We start from the raw sequence: 20,117 nt of genomic DNA on the forward strand, positions 1-20,117 counted from the left end.
ACTCATCTTCCACCGTCGGTAGGCTGCCCGGGTCATCCGCCCGGGCGGGCCTTCGCCGCAGACACCATGGCATTCATGCACCGCGTATCGGGCTGGCTGGGCCGCCTCAGTGTGGGCCGCAAGCTCATGCTCATCTATCTGCTCGACCTGTCGGCGGTGATCTATGTCTCCAGCATCCTGATCCACGAAAAGTACGTGGCCATCGATTTCACGCGCAAGGAAATCGTGGGCACCACCTATGCGGCGGTGCTGCGCGACGGGCTCATGGGGCAGTTCCTCGATGCATCGCAGCAGCCGCCGCTCGTGGCGGACGTTCTTGCGCGGCTGGCGGGCGTGCGTGCGGCCCACGACGAGCAGTTGCATACCGAGGAGCAGGGCGAGCGCTTCAGCGGGGTGCTGCAGCAGCTGGCCGCCCACCCGCCGGCGGCCACCGATGCGCCGTCCCTCACCCGGCTGCGCAGCCAGCTGCTGCGCGACGGCCGAGAACTGCTCACCACCGTGGGCAACCAGTCCAACCTGATCCTGGACCCGGACCTGGACAGCTACTACGGCATGTCGCTGGTGGTGCTGCGCTTCCCCGAGTTGCTGCAGGCGGTGCACGACACCGTGGTGTTTCTCCATGCCGCGCCCGCGGGGCGCGGGCCGCAGTGGTCCTCCGAACTGCTCACGCTGGTGGGCCGGCTCGACGCGGTGATGCAGGGCATCGAGTCGGACTACAACCAGGCCTTCATCGCGGGCTCTCCCGAGATGCGCACGGCCCTGATGGGCCAGCGCGAGGCGCTCAAGGCCTCGCTGGAGAGCTTCCAGGCGCTGCTGCAGGGCGTGGCGGCGGGCGAATCGCGCCTGACCCTGGCCCAGGTGGGGGCGCAGCAGGCGCAGGTGCTGGGCGCCCTGCGCGATGCCTGGGCGGTGGGCATCGTCGACCTGGAGCGGTTGCTCAACCGCCGGGTGGACGGGCTGTACGCGCGCATGTGGCTGCACCTGGGCACCGCGCTCGTGCTGCTGGGCTGCATCCTCTCTCTGGTGACGCTGGTGGCCCGGCAGATCGCCAAGCCGCTGCAGCAACTGGCGCGCGTGGCCGATGAGGTGCGCAAGAGCGGCGACCACACCCTGCGGGCCCACTGGAGCAGCAGCGACGAGATCGGCCGGCTGGTCACGGCCTTCAACGACATGCTGGCCCAGCTGGACCGCGAACGCCTGCTGCAGCAGGAGCTGGCGGCCAGCGCCCGCGCGGCCGAGGCCCAGCGCGAGCTGGTGGAGGCCTTCCCCATCCCCATGGTCGTCACCTCCATCCCCGAGCACGAGGTGCTGCATTCCAACGCCCCCGCCGCCCACTGGCTCAATGACCGCAAGACCGACCCCTGGGCCGCCGGGCTGGAGCCGGGCGTGCGCGCGCGCTTCTTCCAGCGCCTGGCGGACCAGGGCTCGGTGGACGAGTTCGAGGTGCGCTGGAAGGGCAGCCCCGAGCCCTCCTGGGCGGTGCTGTCGGCGCGGCGGCTGCAGTTCCAGGGGCGCGACTCGGTGCTCACGGCCTTCACGCCCATCAACGTGCTCAAGGTCATGGAGCAGCGCCTGGAGCTGTGGGCCAAGGTGTTCGAGGCGTCGTCCGAGGGCATCATCATCATGAATGCCGACCAGCAGATCATCAGCGTGAACAAGGCGTTCTGCCGCAGCACGCACTACGACTTCTACGAGGTGCTGGGCGAAGACCTGGGCTTCCTGCTGGAGGAGTCCGGCGGCGAGCCCCTGTCCACCCAGATCCGCCGCACCATGCTCGACAAGGAGTCCTGGCAGGGCGAGGTGCGGTTTCGCCGCCGTTCGGGCGAAACCTACCCGGCCTGGCTCATGGTGTCGGCCGTGCGCGAGGGCAAGGGCGGCGGCGCCGTGGCCAACCACATCGGCATCGCCATCGACATCACGGACCGCAAGCGCAGCGAGGAGCGCATCCAGTTCCTTGCGCACCACGACGTGCTCACCGAGCTGCCCAACCGCTCGCTGTGCGTGCAGCGCCTGCAGCTGGCGCTGGCGCAGTCCAGCGTCACCGGCGAGAAGGTCGCCGTGCTGTTCATCGACCTGGACCGCTTCAAGGCCATCAACGACACGCTGGGCCACCACATCGGCGACGGGCTGCTGCGCTCGGTGGCCGGGCGCCTCACGCAGGCCGTGCGCAGCCGCGACACCGTCAGCCGCCTGGGCGGCGACGAGTTCGTGGTGGTGATGCGCGACGTGGCCGGGCGCGAGGACGTGCAGCAGCTCGTGGAGCGGCGCCTCATCCCCCTCATCCGCCAGAGCCACCCGGTGGAGGGGCATGAACTCAATGTGTCATGCAGCGTGGGCATCGCCGTGTACCCCGAGGACGGTGGCGACATCGACGAGCTGATGCGCCGCGCCGATGCGGCGATGTACGAGGCCAAGACCACGGGCCGCGACATGGCGCTGTTCTATTCGGCCGAAACGGACCAGCGCGCGCTGGCCCGCCAGTCCATGGAACAGCACCTGCGCCGCGCGCTGGAGCGCCATGAGCTGAGCCTGCACTACCAGCCCCGGGTGAGCGCCAAGAGCGGCGGCCTGCTGGGGGTGGAGGCCCTGCTGCGCTGGAACAGCCCCACGCTGGGCGCCATCCCGCCCAGCGAGTTCATCCCCATCGCCGAGGAGACCGGCATGATCCGCGCGATGGGCGGCTGGGTGCTGCAGCAGGCCTGCGAGCAGTGGGCGCGCTGGCAGGCACCGCCCGCCGGCCATCCCGCCGGGCGTGCGCCGGCCCACCCGCTGTCGGACGTCTCCATCTCGGTCAACCTCTCGGCCGCGCAACTGGCGGACCCGCAACTGGTGGCCGACATCGAGGCGCTGCTGGCCCGCACCGGCATGCCCGCCCACCGGCTCGAACTGGAAATCACCGAGTCGCAGCTCATGGACAACGCCCACGCGGCCGAGCAGCAGCTGGCCGCGCTCAAGTCGCTGGGCGTGCAGCTGTCCATCGACGATTTCGGAACCGGCTACTCCAGCCTGGCCTATCTGAAGCGCTTTGACATCGACCGGCTCAAGGTCGACAAGTCCTTCGTGCACGACATGCTGAGCAACCCCGCCGACATGGCGATCACGCGGGCCATCATCGCCCTGGGCCACACGCTGGGGCTGCGCATCGTGGCCGAGGGCGTGGAAGACCTGGCCACGGCCCAGGTGCTGAGTGCGCTGGACTGCGAGGAGCTGCAGGGCTACCACTTCAGCCGCCCGCTGCCGCCCGAGGCCCTGCTCGCCTGGGCATTGCAGCACTGCGTGCTCCATGGCGCGCCAGTGCGCGGGCTGGCTTCCGAGTGCCTTCAGCCAGCCCCCCTGGCCGGATGATGTCTCATCAATGCCGCCGTGGTCCCCATCATGCGAGCCGGATGTGCAGCGCAACGGCGAGCCCGACCAGGAGGACGCCTGGCGAGAAATTGCCCAGACACAGGGAGAGGCGAGAGGTCGAACGGCCCGAGATGCGCGAGTCGGCCCGCAGGTAGGCATCACCTTCGTCGGTGAGCAGCCACCGCACCATCACCGCGCCCCCGGCCAGCGACCCCATGCCCAGTGCCGCAAGGATCGCGATGAAGATATTCCCGGCCATGCTTGCGGCCGGCACAAGGGCAATCAGCGCGCCCGTGGCCGTGGCAGCCGCTTGCCACCTCTCCGCGCGTTCGAATCCGTCCATGCCGAGGCTCCCCATGGCTGGTAAAGCGTTTGTTTGTATGTCTGACCGGAGTGCAGGAGCCATCCCTGGGGCGCCACCTGCACAGGCGTCCTCCGCCGCCTCAATGCGCCGCCAGCGGCAGCGCCTGCGCGCAGGCATGGGCGCTGGCCCAGGCCCACTGGAAGTTGTAGCCGCCCAGCCAGCCCGTCACATCCACCACTTCGCCAATGAAGTACAGGCCCGGCTGCGTCTTGCACTCCATGGTCTGCTGCGACAGCACGCGCGTGTCCACGCCGCCGAGCGTGACCTCGGCTTTCTTGTAGCCCTCGGTGCCGGTGGGCGTGAGCTCCCAGCGCGCCAGCTGTTCGGCCAGCCGCGCCAGGGCCTTGTCGCTGGCCTCGTTGATGGGGCGCTGCCAGTCGGCATCGCGCTGGGCCCAGGCGTCCGCCAGGCGGCCCGGGACGAGGGCGGCCAGCTCGTTGGCAATCAGCTTGCGCGAACGGGCCTTGCCCTGCGCCAGCGCGGCGGGCAGATCCACCGTGGGCGCGAGGTCGATGGCCAGCGGCGTGCCTTCCTGCCAGTAGCTGGAGATCTGCAGCACGGCCGGGCCCGAGAGGCCGCGGTGGGTGAACAGCAGGTCTTCGTCGAAGGCCATACGGGCTTTCTTGGCACCGGTGCTGATTTGCACCGGAAGCGCCAAGCCCGCGAGTTGCGCATACGGCGCCCAGCCCGCGCCATCAAAGGTCAGTGGCACCAGACCCGGGCGGCGTTCGATGAGCGGGATGTTGAACTGCTGCGCCAGCCGGTAGCCGAAATCGGTCGCGCCGATCTTGGGAATGGACAGCCCGCCCGTGGCGATCACCAGCGAGCGCGCCCGCACCGGGCCCCGGTCGGTATCAATTTGATAGCTGCCAGCGCTTGATGGATCAGCGCCAGGGGCTGAAAACACTATATTCTTGACCGCACAAGGCTGCCAGCGTGTCACCTGGCCCGCCGCGCACTCGGCCAGCAGCATGGCGATGATGTCCTCGGCCGAGCGGTCGGCGAACAGCTGGCCCTTGTGTTTTTCGTGGAACGCGATGCCGTGTTTTTGCACCAGTGCGATGAAGTCGGCGGGGGTGTAGCGCGAGAGCGCCGAGCGGCAAAATTGCGGGTTCTGACCCACGAAGTGCTTGTGGGGCGCGGCGGGATCGAGGTCGCGGTTGGTGAAGTTGCAGCGCCCGCCGCCCGAGATGCGGATCTTCTCGGCCACCTTCTCGGCATGGTCGATCAGCAGCACCTTCAGGCCCCGCTGGCCCGCCTGGGCGGCGCAGAACAGGCCGGCGGCGCCGGCGCCGATGATGACTACGTCGAATGGAGGGGAGGAAGCGTGGGGCACGGTGGGGCGAAGGCGGCGTTGGCGGGCCGCCATTGTCGCCGCAGCGTTCGCACGGGGCGGGTAGGCCCCTCGAACCGGTGCCTATTGCCGGTACACGCCACCCGAGCCCACCACCGCGATGTCCACGAAGTTCGAGCCGTGGTGGTTCTGTGCGCTGAACTGGTAGCCGTAGCCGCCCAGGTCCAGGTTGCCCAGCCCCTGCATGGCCTGCACCAGACTCGCGCGCGTCACGCCGGGCCCCGCTGCGCGCAGGCCCTCGATGAGCACGCGCGCATCCATGTAGCCGGTGTAGCGGTCGTAGTCCACGGGCTTGTCGTGGCGCTTCATCGACGCCTGGAAGTCCCGCGTGAGCGCGATGGTCGGCCGGCTGGGCGAGGGGCCCGTGCGTGCCACGGCCAGGCCGCGCGCGTCTTCGCCCAGCGCCCGCAGCACCGCCGAGCCCGCGCCCAGCGACAAGGTATACACCGGCACGCCCAGGTGTGCGCGGTTGGCGCGCACGTACGCCACCACCGGAGGGCCCGCCGCCACCAGCAGCACGGCCTGTGGCTTGTGCGCGGCCAGCGCCTTGGCGGCATCGGCGGCGTCCTGGCCTTTGGGGTCCAGCGCGTGCGAGCCCGCCATGGTGGCGCCTTCGGCCACGATCGTTTTTTCAACCAGCGGCAGCAGCAGCTTGCCGAAATCGTTGTTCTCGTAGGCGACGGCAATGCGCAGGGTCTGCACCGCCACCAGGTTGCGCACGATCCTGACCAGCTCATCGGCATAGCTGGCGCGCGTGGTGAACAGGTACGGGTGCTGCTGCGCGCGCACCGCCGGGCTGCCGGTGTACACGGAGATCAGCGGCAGCCTGGCCTGCGCGAGGTAGGGCAGCAGCCCGATGACCTGCGAGGTGCCCGACACGCCGAACAGGGCCACCACGCCTTCTTTTTCACTCAGCTGCACGGCGTTTTCCAGCGTGCGGCGCGGGTCGAAGCCATCGTCCATGGTCACCAGGCGGATCTTGCGTCCCCCGATGCCGCCCTTGGCGTTGGCGTCCTCGATGGCGGCATCCTGGCCTTCATGGATGGGCTGCAGAAACGGTGCCATGCCGCCCGACAGCGCGGTGGACCTGCCGATCAGGATGTCGCCCCTCACGTCTGCGCGGGGCTGCGCCTGGGCCATGGCCGGCAGTGGCGACAGCGCGGCGGCGGCCCAGCACAGCAGGGTGCGGCGGCATGGGCCGAAGGGGGCGCGGGCGGCGCTGGCGGCAAGGGCGAGGCGGGCGTCGGAGGGCGGCACAACGGGCATGGGGTCTCCAGGGGCGGCAGGGGGAGCCCATGGTAGGAAGGTTGCCGCGCGGGCGGCCACGGGGTTTCCCCGCAAGCACCGTCGCCCGGGGGACTGGCCGCGCGGGGCGTTAGCATGCGCCATCCATCCGCCAAGGACTGTTCCATGAATCCGATCCGCTATGCCGCCTGCGCCCTGCTGCTGCTGGGCTTTCTGGCCCCGGCCTGGGCCATCAACAAATGCACGGACGCCGATGGCAAGGTGTCGTTCCAGGACGGGCCCTGCCCGGGCCAGGGCGAGAAGGTCGAGGTGCGGCCCGCCATGCAGGGCGCCACCCCCGTGCAGCCTGCCCCTTCCACCGCGAAGGAAGGCGCTTTCGGCGCGACCTGGCAGCGCAAGCACTATCTGCAGAACCAGGGCGTACCCCAGGCGCGCGCGGCCGTCGAGCGCAGCCAGCAGGAATGTGCGGCCACGGCGCCGGATACCGCCGTGGCCCACGCCGGCCCGCTGCGGCGCAGCACCCTGGCCTCAGGCTCCCAGTTCGCGCAGGAGCGCGCCGCCGGTGCCGACAAGGACAAGGCCGCGTGCGAGGCGCGAACCAACGAGCTGCGCAACCAGCTGAAGTCGCTCGAAGCCGAGCTCGGCAAGCTGTAGTGCGTCGGACGAACCCGCCTCACCCTTTCCAGGTGAACGGGAACTTGAACTGCTTGACGAACCCGTTGGGCACGTAGTCGCCCAGCACGCCGTAGTGCTCGGGCCAGAGCTTGGTGCTTTTCACGGCGGTGCCGAACAGGTAGTCGAGAAACGCGAAGTGCGCCGCGTAGTTCTTGTCCAGCGCCTCCTGGTCCTGGCTGTGGTGCCAGTGGTGGAAGTTGGGCGTGACCAGCACGTAGCGCAGCGGCCCCAGGCGCACGCTCACGTTGGCGTGGTTGAACACCGCCTGGAAGCCGACGACCACGATGTAGGCGTCGATCACTTCCTTGGAAAAGCCCAGCACGTAGATGGGCGCGAGCACCAGGGTGCGCGTGATCAGCAGCTCCAGGATGTGCTGGCGCGAGCCGGCCATCCAGTCCATGCTTTTCACGCTGTGGTGCACGGCGTGCAGGCGCCACAGCAGCGGCACCTCGTGGTAGGCGCGGTGTGTCCAGTACTGCACGAGATCGGCCACGAGCACGATGAGGAACAGCGCCACCCAGAAGTTCAGGCCCTGCACCCAGCCGCGGATGCCGTCGTTGGCGGCCCAGCCGAAGAACTTGTGCACCAGCAGGTTGGTGGCCAGCAGCACGAAGCCCACCACCATGTGGTTCACGATGAAGTGGTGGAAATCGGTCTGCCACTCGGCGCGGAAGATGGGCTGGTCCTTGCGCAGCGCGAACAGCTTCTCGATGAAGATGAAGATCAGCGAGCTGCCCAGCAGGTCCAGGATGAACCAGTCCAGGCCGATGTAGGGCGTGTTGTCGGGAAAGTTCGGGTCCACCTCCACCTTGTGGCCGCCCAGGAAGGCGGCCAGCGCCACCATGGCGAAGGCAAACGTGGCCAGCCAGCGCGAGCGGTTGAGCAGGATGTTGACCAGCGAGATGCCGCCCGCGATCGCCATGGCCGCCAGCATGATGGTGCGGATCACCGTCACGTCGTAGCTCTTGCGCAGCTGTGGCGTGGTCAGGTATTCGGGGAAGTGGAAGGCCAGCACGCCCAGGAAGCACAGGATCGCGAGCGTGAGCGCGATCACGCCCGACACCAGTCCGCGCCCCGTGCGCAGCGCGCCGTGGCTTTCGGTGAATTCATTGAGCTTGTCGATTTCGAGCATGTTTTCCCTCCGGCACCAGGTGCCTTGAACTGGCTTGTGTGGCGGGAGTGTAGCGGCCGTGGCGTTGTGCCGCCGAGACGGTGCGGCCCCTAGAATCGCGGCATGAACATCCCTTCCCACCAACTCAGCATGACCGTGCTCATGTCGCCCGACATGGCCAATTTCTCGGGCAATGTGCACGGTGGCGCCATTCTCAAGCTGCTGGACCAGGTGGCCTATTCGTGCGCCAGCCGGTATTCGGCGTGTTACGTGGTCACGCTCAGCGTGGACCAGGTGATGTTCCTGCAGCCCATCCATGTCGGTGAGCTGGTGACCTTCCTGGCCAGCGTGAACTACACGGGGTCATCGTCCATGGAGATCGGCATCAAGGTGGTGGCCGAGGACATCCGCTCGCAGGTGGTGCGCCATGTGAACAGCTGCTTTTTCACCATGGTGGCGGTGGATGAATCGCGCAAGCCGGTGACGGTGCCGGCACTGTCGCCGTCCACGGCTGACGAACGCCGCCGCTGGGAAGCGGCCCTGCTGCGCAAGGCGCTGCGCAAAGAGCTGGCGCAACGCTTCCAGCAGGTGCGCGAGTCGGCGGGCACCTGACGGCTTGATGGACGGGCTGGCTGGAGGTATGTGCGCCGCCGCGCGACGGCGGCGCGGGGTGATGATCAGCGGACGGCGCAGAAGCCGAATTCGGCCGCCGCTCCGGGAGAGAGCGTCTTGTTCCAGTCCACGCCAGAGGCGTTGAGGTTGCTGCCCGCCTGGGACCAGGTGGCGTTCCACAGGTTGTTGACGGTGCCGCTCACCGGGACGGTGATGGCCCAGTTGCCCTGGGTGGTGCCCGTGTTCACGATCTGGACCCGCTGGCAATAGCCGGAACCCCAGTCGCTGTCCGTCGTCTGCAGGACGGAGAAGTTCGCGGCCGGGGTGGGCGTTGGCGTCGGGGTGGGGGTCGGAGTCGGCGTAGGGGTTGGCGTGGGTGTGGGCGTGGTTGCATCGCCCCACAGCCGTTGCAGCAACTGGACCTTGTCGGCGCGCACGGTGGTCCAGTCGTCGTCCAGGATGCCGCCCGTGTCGCCACTGTTGGGGTTCCACGACCAGTAGAAGCCGCTGCGCATGCCCTTGCCGACCATGTAGTCCACCAGCGCGTTCTGCCACAGCACGTCGCGCGCATCGCCACGGCCCAACTTGCCGCCGAACTCGCCCAGCATCACGGCATAGCCCGCCTGCACGAATTGGCCGAAATGCTGGTCCCAGATGGCCGGCATGTTGCTCGGGAAGTTGGAGGCGTTGAAGTAGGGCTGTACGTAGACGTCCGGCCCGTAGGTGTGCGGCGCCAGCAGCAGGCGGTTGGCCGGGATGTTCAGCGGCGTGCAGGCCAGGGGTTCCAGATTGCCGCCCCAGAAGTGCGCGTTGCCGCCCGAGCAGCTGGGGTTTTCGCCGATGCCTTCCACCGCGATCAGCCACTGGGGCGCCACCTGCAGCACGGCCGCCGCGGCGCGCTCGGCCGCGCGGTTCCAGTCGGTGGCGTTGTTGCCGGTGCCCCAGGTGGCCGCGCCGTGGGGTTCGTTCTTGATGTCGATGCCGATCACGCCGGGCACGCCCGCATAGCGCTGCGCCACAAAGGTCAGGTCGCTGATCCACTGCTGCTCGCTGTAGCCCGGGGTGTACCAGAGCTCGCTGATGGTCTGGCAATCGGGGGTGTGGTGGTCCAGCAGCACATACATGCCGCGGTTGCTCAGCTCGCCGACGACCTTGTCCATCACCTGGATGGCCGACAGGCCCTGCAGGTCGGCATTGCGGCCGTAGTCGATGCTGCTGGGCGTGGCGGAGCCATGCAAGGTGGCGGGGCAGAAGGGCAGGCGCACGGCGTTGAAGCCCTGCGCCTGCATCTGCGTGATCATGTCGGTCCAGTTGCGTGCCCACAGGCCGTGCACCACATGGTTGTTGGTCTCGAAGCCAAACCAGTTCACGCCGCGCAGCTGGATGGCCTTGCCCGCACCGTCCAGCACCTTGCCGGCGTTGATTTCGTAGCTCCAGGCCGCGCTGGCGCTGGCCAGCAGGCAGCCGGCCAACGCCAGGCTCTTGCACAGGGTGGTGATCTTCATGGCTCGCGCATCTCCCGAAAATGGTGTTGTGTCTGGCAGTCAGCGGGCAGGCCCCTGGCGGGCGGGCCTGCGCTCTCGCAGTGTGGGCGCTCCGCGCACCGGCGGCGTTTCCATGGATGCCAATTGTAAGAGGCTGTTCGCGGTCTTCCGGGACGTTCGCACCATCTTTGCGGAATGGGGGTCAGGCCGCGTTGCGGGTGCGGCCTGCCAGCGACACGGCCTGCAGCGAAAGGCCGTCGATTTCGTGGGTGATGCCCGAAAGCACGTTCGCCACCACGGCAAATTCCCGCCCGTGCTGGCCCGCGCGCGCCGCCATGACCTGCGCATTGAAACTGACCACCTTGGCCTCGCGGGCCACCGTCTGGATGGACTCCACGATGCCCGCCAGTTCCTTCATGAGGGTTTCGGACTGGGCCTTGCCCACCTGGTCGAACACCGTGGTGGCGGTGTTGAGTGCCTCCAGCACGCCGTCGGTGGTCTCCACCAGCCGCGCGAGCACTTCCTCGACGCGTGGGCTGCGGCGCTCCGTCAGGTCCAGCGCGGTGGCGACCTGCTGGGCAAAGGCATCGATGACGGTGCCCACGCCTCCGGGCTGCCCATACACCTTGCGGATGCGGTCGGCGTCGGGAGCGTTGAAATGGCGGGGTGTGTCCACAAGCCGGGCCTGGCTGGCGGTGAACAGGGCCAGGGTGCCGCGCGCGGCCTTCAGGTGCAGGTCGCTGCCGCCGGCGGCCAGCACGGTTTGCAGCACCATGCGCTGGGACAGCATGCGCTGGCGGGCGGCGAGGTTGACCAGCGACATCTCGGCATCGCGTGCCGCCGGTGGCGAAGGCATGGGCAGGGTGGAAGGCGGTGCGGACGTGCCCGGGCGTGGGGAGAGGGAATAGGCTGCCATGGTGGTCCTTGTGCTCATTGCATTCAGATACATACTTCAAGCAATAGCCGGGCCAGCGCGTGGCCGCCGGATGGCCGCCGTGCGGGGGAACGATGGGATGAGGCGTGGCCACGGCGCACCGCCAGCGGCGTGCCGTTGGCGGCGGGGCGCACGGTGCGGCGGGGCGGGGGCCCCGGGACGGTGGGGAGGCGGCGTGGCGTCCGCGGCCTACACGGCGCGGCGCGCCAGGGGAGCGTCCTGCGATGCCAGGGCCACGCCGCGCACCACATCGCCCACCACGATCACCGACGGGCTGGCCAGCCCTTCGTGGGTGATGGTGGCATGCAGCGCTCCCAGCGTGGTCACGGCCTGCCGCTGGTGCGGCAGGCTGGCGTGCTGGATGATGGCCACGGGGGTGTCGGCCGGCAGGCCGGTGAGCAGCTCCTGCTCGATGGTGGCAGCACCGCTCACGCCCATGTAGATCACCAGCGTGAGCCTGGCGTCGCGGGCCGTGGCGGCCAGCTGGCGCCAGTCGGTGCCCGCGTCGCCGGGCTTGGCGTGGCCGGTGACGAAGACCACGCCGTGGGCATGCTCACGGTGTGTGAGCGGCGCGCCCAGCGAGGTCAGGCCCGCCAGGCCCGCCGTGATGCCGTTGACCACGGTGACCGGCACACCCGCTGCGCGCAGGTGCTCCACTTCTTCACCACCACGGCCAAAGATGAACGGGTCGCCGCCCTTGAGGCGCACGACGTTCTCGCCTTCGTTCACCGCCATCAGCATCAGCTTTTCAATGAAGGCCTGGGGGGTGCTCTTGCAGCCGCCGCGCTTGCCCACGTAGATGATGCGTGCCGTTGGAGATGCGTGGGCCGCGATGGCATCGCTCACCAGGTCGTCCACCAGCAGCACGGTGGCTGCCTGGATCGCCTTGAGGGCCTTGATCGTCAGCAGCTCCGGGTCGCCCGGGCCCGCGCCGACCAGCGTGCAGCTGCCGCCGGTGCCCAGGTGGGGCTTGGAGGGGGGCAGGGTGGCGGGGGGTGTGGGGCGGCTCATGGGGATGTCTCCGAAACTGTTTGATCGGCAAGTTGCAAGATATGTTCCACCTGGCGCGCAATCGCGGGTGGAACCGGCAACTCACCCGCCAGCACGCGGCGCGTGTAGGTGGCGGTCGTGGCGACGTCGATCTCGGCCGGCAGGCCCGGCACCTCGCTGGCCGTGCCGGGCTGCTGCGCTTCCAGCACCTTGTGCACGCCGTGCACGAAACCGTCGTAGCGGGGCGTGCGGCGGGGGTCGGTGGCGACCTCGCCTTCCAGGCCGCGCGAGAGCAGCGCGCTCATGTCCAGCGTGTGGAAGGTGGTCTGCAGCATCTCGAAGTATTCAGGATGGGTGTAGGCCGTGACCACCACCGAGGGCCCCGCGCACGGGCTCATCAGCTTGACCACGCTGTGCCCGGGGTTGCGCAGGCCCACCACCTCGCGCACGGCCAGCAGGCGCGCCAGGCCCGCGTGCAGGTGCTGGGTATGGATGTGGCGCACCGTGCCATTTGCTATCTTTTCAGGAGCTGTCAGCGCAGGTACGTCCAGCGCTAGCAGCACATCCGATGCCAGAATGCGGCGCGCCTCGGTGCGCATGCCATGCAGCAGCACGGGCAGGCCCTCGCGCGCCAGCAGCAGGGCCAGCAGCGGCGTCAGCACGGGCAGCTTGCGCGCACCGTTGTAGCTGGGCAGCACGATGAGCGGTCGGTCGGTGGCGGGCAGCAGGGCCAGGCGCTGGTGCGTGGCATCCAGGAAGCCGCACATCTCCTCCGAGGTCTCGCCCTTGATGCGCATGGCCAGGCAAAAGGCGCCGATCTCCAGGTCGCTCACCTGCCCATCCAGCACCTGGCCGAACAGATCCGTGGCCTGCGCGCGCGCGAGCGGCTTGGCGCCGCGCGCGCCACGGCCGATCTCTTTGATGTACTGACTGATGCCCATGGTGTTTTTTTGCGGGACTTGTGAAACAGGGCTCCAGCGTCGTTATTTCGGCTTGCCGTACAGGCGTACTGTCTGCGCCGAAAATGCCTAGCTGGAGCCCTGTTGCACAAGTCCTTGTGGGGGTTCTAGGGGGAACTGAGCCGCTATTTTCCTGCAACCCAGAGAACTTTTGGTTATATGGTGGCCTGCGCCAGGGGCTTGGACGCCAATGGGCCGGTGGCGCGCACCATGCGCTTGAGTTCGGGCAGGCACGAGCCGCAGTTGGTGCCGCAGCGCAGCTTGCCTTGCAGCTGGGCCAGGCGGTCGTCGTCGGTGCCGTGGCAGCGCGCCAGCTCGGCGGTGATGGCGGTGTCCGTCACGTTGAAGCAGGTGCACACCGACTTGCCGCGCGACTGCACGGCCACGGGGGCCTTGGCGCCGGGCACCAGCAGCAGGCGGCCGTAGGTCTGCGCGGGCAGTTCTTCCTGCAGCAGGGTCTTGAGCCAGCCCTCGGCGCTGGTGTCGCCCGCCAGCACGATGCCTTCGAGCGTTGTGGTGTCACCGTGGCGTGCCAGCCGCGCGGCGCGGCGCTGGCCGCGTTTCTTGTCGGCGTAGCGCAGCGTGTCGGTGGTGGCCAGGCCCATCAGGGCTTCGATGTGTTCCACCGTGGCGTCCGGCGGGGCTTCGTGCGCGGCGGCGCGCAGCAGCACACCCACGCGCTCGCGCCCGGGTTCGCCCAGCGGCGTGTTGTTGCTGAAGGGCACGCAGCTGGCAAACGGAAACTGCGCCATCAGCGCGGACAGCGCCTCGCGCGTGGCCTGGGCGCTGCTGGCGGGCAGCCAGGCCATGGCCAGCAGCGTCCAGGGCAGCTCGGCCTTGAGGACCTTGACGGCCGCGTGCTTGAGCTCGGGCTGCTTGGACGTGGGGCAGTAGGCCGAAGTAGTGAGCGCGTTCACGCCTGCCAAGCGCTCTCCGGTGGACGAGCAGCCGCTCAAGAACTCGCTGCCCCAGTGCATGGCCATGAAGGCCTGCGACAGGCCCACCGTGGTGTCGGCCTGCGCGGGCACCACGATGGTGCCGCGCTTGCTCGTCACATAGACCAGGTCGCCGTTCTTCAGGCCGCGCCGCTCCATGTCCTGCGGGTGCAGCTGCACGCTGGGCTCGGCCACGTGGCCGAAGAGGCGTCCCAGCGTGCCGGTGCGGGTCATGCCGTGCCACTGGTCGCGCAGGCGGCCCGTGGTCAGGCTGAAGGGGTAGCGCGATTCGCGTTGTTCGGCCGTGGGCAACCAGGCGTGCGGGGCAAAACGTGCGCGGCCGTCGGCGGTGGGGAACACGCCGTCTTCGTACAGGCGCGCCTTGCCGGTGGTGGCGCCCTCGGGCAGCGGCCACTGTTGTGGCCCTTGGGATTCGAGCATCTCCCACGACAGGCCGGTGATGTCCAGGTCACGCCCTCGCGTGCTTTCGCGGTGCTCGTTCCACACGGTTTCGGCGCCCTGGTCGGCGTCGCCAGTGGCGTAGGGGAACAGCGTGGGTTGGCCGGGCCGCAGGCGGGCCTCCAGCTGGTGCGCGAACTGCACCGCTATGGCCCAGTCGTGGCGTGTTTCGCCGGGGGCGGGCACGGCAGAGCGCACGCGCGAAATGCGGCGCTCGCTGTTGGTCACGGTACCGGTTTTTTCACCCCAGGTGGTGGCGGGCAGCAGCAGGTCGGCGTACTGCGCGGTGGCGGCGGTGGCAAAGGCCTCCTGCACCACCACGAACTCGGCGCGCTGCAGTGCGCGGCGCACGGTGGCCTGGTCGGGCATGCTCTGCGCGGGGTTGGTGCAGGCAATCCACAGGGCCTTGATCTCACCATCGGCGGCGGCCTGGAACATCTCCACCGCCGTCTTGCCGGGCTTGCTGGGCACATCGGCCACGCCCCACAGCGCGGCCACTTCGGCGCGGTGCTGCGGGTTGGCCAGGTCGCGGTGGGCGCTGAGCAGATTGGCCAGGCCGCCCACCTCGCGCCCGCCCATGGCGTTGGGCTGGCCGGTCAGGCTGAACGGGCCCGCGCCGGGCTTGCCGATCTGCGCGGTGGCCAGGTGCAGGTTGATGAGCGCTGCGTTCTTGGCCGTGCCGCTGCTGCTTTGGTTGAGGCCCTGGCAGTACAGGCTCAACGTAGCCTTGGACGTGGCAAACCACTTGGCTGCCGTGGTCAGGTCGGCCACCGAAATGCCGCACACCTGGGCCACGCGGTCGGGCGTGGCTTCGCGCACCAGGGCCTTGAGTTCGTCGAAGCCCGTGGTGTGCGCGCCGATGTAGGCGGCGTCGATCCAGCCTTCCCACAGCATGATGTGCAGCATGCCGTTGAACAGCATCACGTCGCTGCCCGGCTGGATGGGCAGGAACAGGTCGGCCATGCCGGCCGTGTCGGTGCGGCGCGGGTCAGCCACGATGACCTTCATGCCGGGGTTGGCGGCGCGCGCGTCCTCGATGCGGCGGAACAGGATGGGGTGCGCCCAGGCCGCATTGCTGCCCACGATGAACAGGCACTGCGCGTGTTTTACGTCGTCGTAGCAGGCGGGCGGTGCGTCGGCGCCCAGCGTCTGCTTGTAGCCCGCCACGGCGCTGCTCATGCACAGACGCGAGTTGGTGTCGATGTTGTTGGTGCCGATCAGGCCCTTGGCGAGTTTGTTGAAGACGTAGTAGTCCTCGGTCAGCAACTGGCCGCTCACGTAGAAGCCCACGGCGTCGGGGCCGTGCTGCTGGATGGTGTGGGCAAACTTCTCGGTGGCCAGGCCCAGGGCCGTGTCCCATGAGATGGCGCGTGGAGCATCGCTGCGCTGCAGACGTTGCTGCGGCTGCAGCAACCGGGTCTGCAGCGTGATGGGGCTGCTGGCGGTGAGGTGCAGGGTCGAGCCCTTGGTGCACAGGCGGCCAAAGTTGGCGGGGTGGTCCGGGTCGCCCCGCACGCCGGTGATCTGGGGGCCGTCGCTTTCGATGATCACGCCGCAGCCTACGCCACAGTAGGGGCAGGTGGATTTGGTTTCTTGCATGGCGTGGATTCCGGTGTTTTTGTGCTCCAGCGCTTGTGTGGTAAGCGCTGAAAGCTATGAATTTGTTAGCGTTTTCGGGCGACAGGCCTTCTGGCGCGGAGCTGGCTCCGGGGCTTCTTCTTCACGCCGCCACGCCGCGCCGCGCGGGCCCGGCCAGCGGCCGTGCCAGGTCCAGCGCGTGCGAGGCCAGTTCCGTGGCGTCCAGGTACACGCTGCCGTCTTCCACCTTCACGGCGAAACGCGGCGTGCAGCCTTCGTCGGGCGCCGAGGCCTGGCCGTCGCACAGGCCGATGGTCCAGTTGTGCAGCGGGCACGCCACGTGGGTGCCAAACACGATGCCCTGCGACAGCGGACCGCCCTTGTGCGGGCAGCGGTCCAGCAGCGCGAACACGCCCCCGGCGTCGTTGCGGAACACGGCCACGTCCAGGCCCTGGGGGCGCGCCACGCGGCGCGAGCCCAGCTCGGGGATGTCGTCCACGCGGCAGATCAGCTTCCAGTCGGCGGGGGTGGTCGTGGTCATGGTCATGGCGATGATTCCTTCGATTTTTTGTGTTGCGGGGCCGTGGGACGGGGTACCGGACGAACAGCCGGGCTCAGGCGGAAAGCGCGGCGTACAGGCCGGTCACGCGGTCCATGCTGGAGAGCAGGTTCTCGCTGGCCACGAACACCTCGGCCACCTGGCGGTTCACGTTGCCGCCGCCCTGCATGCGCTGCAGCGCGGCGTCGAAAAACACCCACTGCCCGTCGGCCAGCTGCAGCTCCTGGCGGATGCGGCTGGTGGCCTGGGGGGCGTTGCGCAGCAGCTCGGTGGCGGCGATGAATTCGCCGCGCGCCTTGGCGATCTCGGTGGTGGCGGTGGCCGCGTCCACGGGCAGCATGGCGGCCAGGTAGAACTTGGCCATGCGCTGGCTCAGCATGCGCTGGCGGCCCGCAACGTTGACCAATTGGCCCACGGGCTTGCCCAGCGCGGCTTCGTACTGCGTGGTGCCCTGATGGGCCAGGGCCAGCACCTTGGCATCGGCCTGCAGCATGGCGCTGGCGTTGTCGGCGGACGAGGTTTCGGCCGCCAGCGTGACCTTGTGGGCGGCCCAGGCGGTTTCCAGCTTCACATAGGTCTCGCGGATGGCGGGCGAGGGCGCAAAGGCCTTGAGCTCCGCCAGCTGGCGCTCGAACAGCGCGATGGACTGGCCCAGCACCTGGCGCGCCGTGGGCGTGTCGGCCTTGTGGGACAGGGCCAGCCAGGCCTTGCCCACGCGCTGGCTCAGCATGCGCTGGCGCCCGGCCTTGTTGATGGCGTCGTTGAGGTCGGTGACCTGGGCGTGGGCGTTGCCCAGCGGGGCCAGGGCGCCACAGGCCGCGGCGGTCAGGAGGGTTCTGCGTTGCATGGGGTGTGCTCCGTGGGGGCTCAGGCGCCCAGGGGGGCGAACTGGCGGGTGTCCACCGCCGCCTTGTCGAACTCGAACCAGGGGTCGGGCTCGCCGTCGAGCGCGAACTGCAGCTGCTCCCACAGGGCCTTGCGGCCTTCGTGGTCTTCGAGGATGCGTTTTTTGACGTAGTCCAGGCCCACGCGGTCCACGTAGTGCACGGTGCGCTCCAGGTACCAGCCTTCCTGGCGGTACAGCTCGCAGAACGCGCCCGTGTACTCCAGCACTTCTTCCGACGTCTTGAGCTTGGTGAAGAAGTGCGCCACCTCGGTCTTGATGCCGCCGTTGCCGGCCACGTACATCTCCCAGCCCGAGTCCACACCGATGATGCCCACGTCCTTGATGCCGGCCTCGGCGCAATTGCGTGGGCAGCCGCTCACGGCGAACTTGACCTTGTGCGGGGCGTACATGCGCCACATGGCGCGCTCCAGGTCCTTGCCCATCTGCGTGCTGTCCTGGGTGCCCATGCGGCACCACTCGCTGCCCACGCAGGTCTTCACGGTGCGCAGGGCCTTGGCGTAGGCGTGGCCGCTGGGCATCCCGATGTCCTTCCACACGTTGACCAGGTCTTCCTTCTTCACGCCCAGCAAATCGATGCGCTGGCCTCCCGTGACCTTGACGGTGGGGATCTTGTACTTGTCCACCGCATCGGCGATGCGGCGCAGTTCGTCGGCCGTGGTCTCGCCGCCCCACATGCGCGGGATGACGCTGTAGGTGCCGTCTTTCTGGATGTTGGCGTGGCTGCGTTCGTTGATGAAGCGGCTTTGCGGGTCGTCCCTGGCCTCCTTGGGCCAGGTGCTGATGAGGTAGTAGTTGACCGCGGGGCGGCAGCTGGCGCAGCCGTTGGGCGTCTTCCATTCCATGAACCTGAACACGTCGGCGATGGTCACCAGCTTGGCTGTGCGGATCGCATCGCGCACGGCCTGGTGGCCGTGGTCGGTGCAGCCGCACATGGCCTTGGTCTTGGGCGTGGCGCTGTAGTCGCCGCCCGCCGTGAACATGATGATCTGCTCCACCAGACCGGTGCACGAGCCGCAGGATGCGCTGGCCTTGGTGTGCTTGCGCACTTCGTCCAGCGTGAACAGGCCTTTTTCCTTGATGGCCTTGCAGATGGCGCCCTTGGTCACGCCGTTGCAGCCGCAGACCTCGTCGCTGTCCTGCATGGCGGCGGCCTTGCTCTGGCCCTGGTGGCCCGTGTCGCCCATGTTGGATTCGCCGAACATGAGCCGGTCGCGGATGTCGCTCACCGTGCGGCCGTCGCGCAGCAGCTTGAAGTACCAGCTGCCGTCCACCGTGTCGCCGTACAGGCACGCGCCCACGAGCTTGTCGTCCTTGAGCACCAGTTTCTTGTACACGCCGCCGAAGGGGTCGCTCATCACGATTTCCTCGGTGCCTTCGCCGCCCTGGAAGGCGCCGGCCGAGAACAGGTCGATGCCGGTGACCTTGAGCTTGGTGGAGGTCAGTGAGCCCTGGTAGCGGCCGATGCCGAACTCGGCCAGGTGGTTGGCCAGCACCTTGCCCTGCTCGAACAGCGGGGCCACCAAGCCATAGGCGATGCCCCGGTGCGCGGCGCACTCGCCCACGGCGTAGATGCGCGCGTCGGTGGTGGTCTGCAGCGTGTCGCTCACCACAATGCCGCGGTTCACGTGCAGACGCATCTTTTCAGCCAGCGCGGTGTTGGGACGGATGCCCACGGCCATCACCACGAGGTCGGCGGGCACCTCGGTGCCGTCCTTGAATTTCACACTGGCCACGCGGCCATCGGCGTTGCCCACGAGTTCCTGCGTCTGCGCACCGATCAGGAACTGCATGCCGCGCTGCTGCAGCGAATCCTGCAGCATCTTGCCCGCCACGTCGTCGAGCTGGCGCTCCATGAGCCAGCCCGCCACGTGCACCACGGTGACCTGCATGCCGCGCCTCATGAGGCCGTTGGCGGCCTCCAGGCCCAGCAGGCCGCCGCCGATGACCACGGCGTGTTTGTAGGTGGCGGCGGCGTCGATCATCGCCTGGGTGTCGGCGATGTCGCGGTAGGCCAGCACACCCTTCAAGTCCTTGCCCGGCACGGGCAGGATGAACGGGTTCGAGCCGGTGGCCATGATCAGGCGGTCGTATTCGGCGGTGATCACATCGCCTGCGGCACTGGTCGCGCTGACCACGCGGCGCACGCGGTCCACGTCGGTCACCGTGAAGCCGGTGTGCAGCGTGATGTGGTTGTCGGCATACCAGGACCAGTCGTTCAGAATGATCTCGTCGATGGTCTGCTCGCCGGCCAGCACGGGCGAGAGCAGGATGCGGTTGTAGTTGGGATGCGGCTCGGCGCCGAACACCGTGATGTCGTACAGATCGGGGGCAATCTTGAGCAGCTCTTCCAGCGTGCGCACACCGGCCATGCCGTTCCCCACCATCACCAGCTTGAGCTTTTTCATCGTGACTCCGTCCGTTGCGCCGCCGGGGCGGCGCGAAAAACAAAAAAGGCGTCCACACGATGCTGCTTCGAATGCGATTCGAAACGGCATGTGGGGACGCCTTTGTCCGTACAACTCCTCGGTGCGCCATTGCACGGCTGAATTGCGGGACCCCGCAGGGTCGTTGCCTACGTTAAGCAATGCTTGTGCCAGTCGCCCTGC

15 protein-coding genes are annotated in these 20,117 nt (G+C 68.4%); 3 read left to right on the top strand and 12 right to left on the bottom strand.

Annotated elements, in window-relative coordinates; genetic code table 11:
• The first annotated feature begins 66 nt into the window (after positions 1-66).
• A complete protein-coding gene (locus AC3RCE_RS07740) occupies positions 67-3,345 on the top strand; it encodes an EAL domain-containing protein (protein WP_492254856.1) in 3,279 nt (1,092 codons plus the stop codon).
• A 28-nt stretch (positions 3,346-3,373) separates the two neighbouring features.
• On the opposite strand, the gene AC3RCE_RS07745 is transcribed toward AC3RCE_RS07740, so the two are convergent.
• From AC3RCE_RS07745 to AC3RCE_RS07755, 3 genes are all read right to left on the bottom strand, one after another.
• Positions 3,374-3,688 (bottom strand): hypothetical protein, encoded by a 315-nt coding sequence (locus AC3RCE_RS07745; protein ID WP_218293856.1) that lies wholly within the window; start codon positions 3,686-3,688, stop codon positions 3,374-3,376.
• A gap of 100 nt (positions 3,689-3,788) precedes the next feature.
• The gene (locus AC3RCE_RS07750) at positions 3,789-5,045 is read right to left on the bottom strand and encodes a BaiN/RdsA family NAD(P)/FAD-dependent oxidoreductase (RefSeq protein ID WP_492254857.1); all 1,257 of its coding nucleotides are present in this window, start codon (positions 5,043-5,045) and stop codon (positions 3,789-3,791) included.
• Between the two features lie 81 nt (positions 5,046-5,126).
• Positions 5,127-6,329 carry an ABC transporter substrate-binding protein gene (locus AC3RCE_RS07755; protein ID WP_492254858.1) on the bottom strand — a complete coding sequence of 401 codons (1,203 nt, stop codon included), beginning with the start codon at positions 6,327-6,329 and terminating at the stop codon, positions 5,127-5,129.
• A 144-nt stretch (positions 6,330-6,473) separates the two neighbouring features.
• Between AC3RCE_RS07755 and AC3RCE_RS07760 the strand changes: the two genes are divergently transcribed.
• The gene (locus tag AC3RCE_RS07760; protein ID WP_218293859.1) at positions 6,474-6,962 is read left to right on the top strand and encodes a DUF4124 domain-containing protein; all 489 of its coding nucleotides are present in this window, start codon (positions 6,474-6,476) and stop codon (positions 6,960-6,962) included.
• 19 nt (positions 6,963-6,981) lie between these two features.
• Here AC3RCE_RS07760 and AC3RCE_RS07765 read toward each other — a convergent pair whose 3' ends face one another.
• The gene (locus AC3RCE_RS07765) at positions 6,982-8,115 is read right to left on the bottom strand and encodes a sterol desaturase family protein (protein ID WP_492254859.1); all 1,134 of its coding nucleotides are present in this window, start codon (positions 8,113-8,115) and stop codon (positions 6,982-6,984) included.
• Positions 8,116-8,217: 102 nt separating this feature from the next.
• On the opposite strand from AC3RCE_RS07765, the gene AC3RCE_RS07770 reads away from it, so the two are divergent.
• Positions 8,218-8,706: an acyl-CoA thioesterase gene (locus AC3RCE_RS07770; RefSeq protein ID WP_218293861.1), complete on the top strand. Its 489-nt coding sequence runs from the start codon at positions 8,218-8,220 to the stop codon at positions 8,704-8,706.
• Positions 8,707-8,771: 65 nt separating this feature from the next.
• Here the strand turns inward: AC3RCE_RS07770 and AC3RCE_RS07775 are convergent, their stop codons facing one another.
• From AC3RCE_RS07775 to nirB, 8 genes are all read right to left on the bottom strand, one after another.
• Positions 8,772-10,211 carry a cellulase family glycosylhydrolase gene (locus AC3RCE_RS07775; protein WP_492254860.1) on the bottom strand — a complete coding sequence of 480 codons (1,440 nt, stop codon included), beginning with the start codon at positions 10,209-10,211 and terminating at the stop codon, positions 8,772-8,774.
• A gap of 181 nt (positions 10,212-10,392) precedes the next feature.
• Positions 10,393-11,106 carry a methyl-accepting chemotaxis protein gene (locus tag AC3RCE_RS07780; RefSeq protein WP_218293863.1) on the bottom strand — a complete coding sequence of 238 codons (714 nt, stop codon included), beginning with the start codon at positions 11,104-11,106 and terminating at the stop codon, positions 10,393-10,395.
• A gap of 207 nt (positions 11,107-11,313) precedes the next feature.
• Complete coding sequence (gene cobA / locus AC3RCE_RS07785; RefSeq protein ID WP_492254861.1) at positions 11,314-12,135, bottom strand: uroporphyrinogen-III C-methyltransferase; 822 nt, start codon at positions 12,133-12,135, stop codon at positions 11,314-11,316.
• Positions 12,132-13,055, bottom strand: a complete 924-nt coding sequence (gene ybiB, locus AC3RCE_RS07790) for a DNA-binding protein YbiB (RefSeq protein WP_492254862.1) — start codon at positions 13,053-13,055, stop codon at positions 12,132-12,134. Before ybiB ends, cobA begins: the two co-directional genes overlap by 4 nt.
• 173 nt (positions 13,056-13,228) lie before the next feature.
• Positions 13,229-16,066, bottom strand: a complete 2,838-nt coding sequence (locus tag AC3RCE_RS07795; RefSeq protein WP_492254863.1) for a nitrate reductase — start codon at positions 16,064-16,066, stop codon at positions 13,229-13,231.
• A 121-nt stretch (positions 16,067-16,187) separates the two neighbouring features.
• Positions 16,188-16,586 carry a nitrite reductase small subunit NirD gene (gene nirD, locus AC3RCE_RS07800; RefSeq protein ID WP_218294442.1) on the bottom strand — a complete coding sequence of 133 codons (399 nt, stop codon included), beginning with the start codon at positions 16,584-16,586 and terminating at the stop codon, positions 16,188-16,190.
• A gap of 73 nt (positions 16,587-16,659) precedes the next feature.
• Positions 16,660-17,451: a type IV pili methyl-accepting chemotaxis transducer N-terminal domain-containing protein gene (locus AC3RCE_RS07805; RefSeq protein ID WP_218293867.1), complete on the bottom strand. Its 792-nt coding sequence runs from the start codon at positions 17,449-17,451 to the stop codon at positions 16,660-16,662.
• A 20-nt stretch (positions 17,452-17,471) separates the two neighbouring features.
• Entirely contained in the window at positions 17,472-19,916 is a 2,445-nt protein-coding gene (gene nirB / locus AC3RCE_RS07810; RefSeq protein ID WP_218293868.1) for a nitrite reductase large subunit NirB, read from the bottom strand.
• Between the last annotated feature and the right edge of the window lie 201 nt (positions 19,917-20,117).

The sequence above is a fragment of the Acidovorax sp. GW823-FHT05D11 genome (assembly GCF_058795695.1).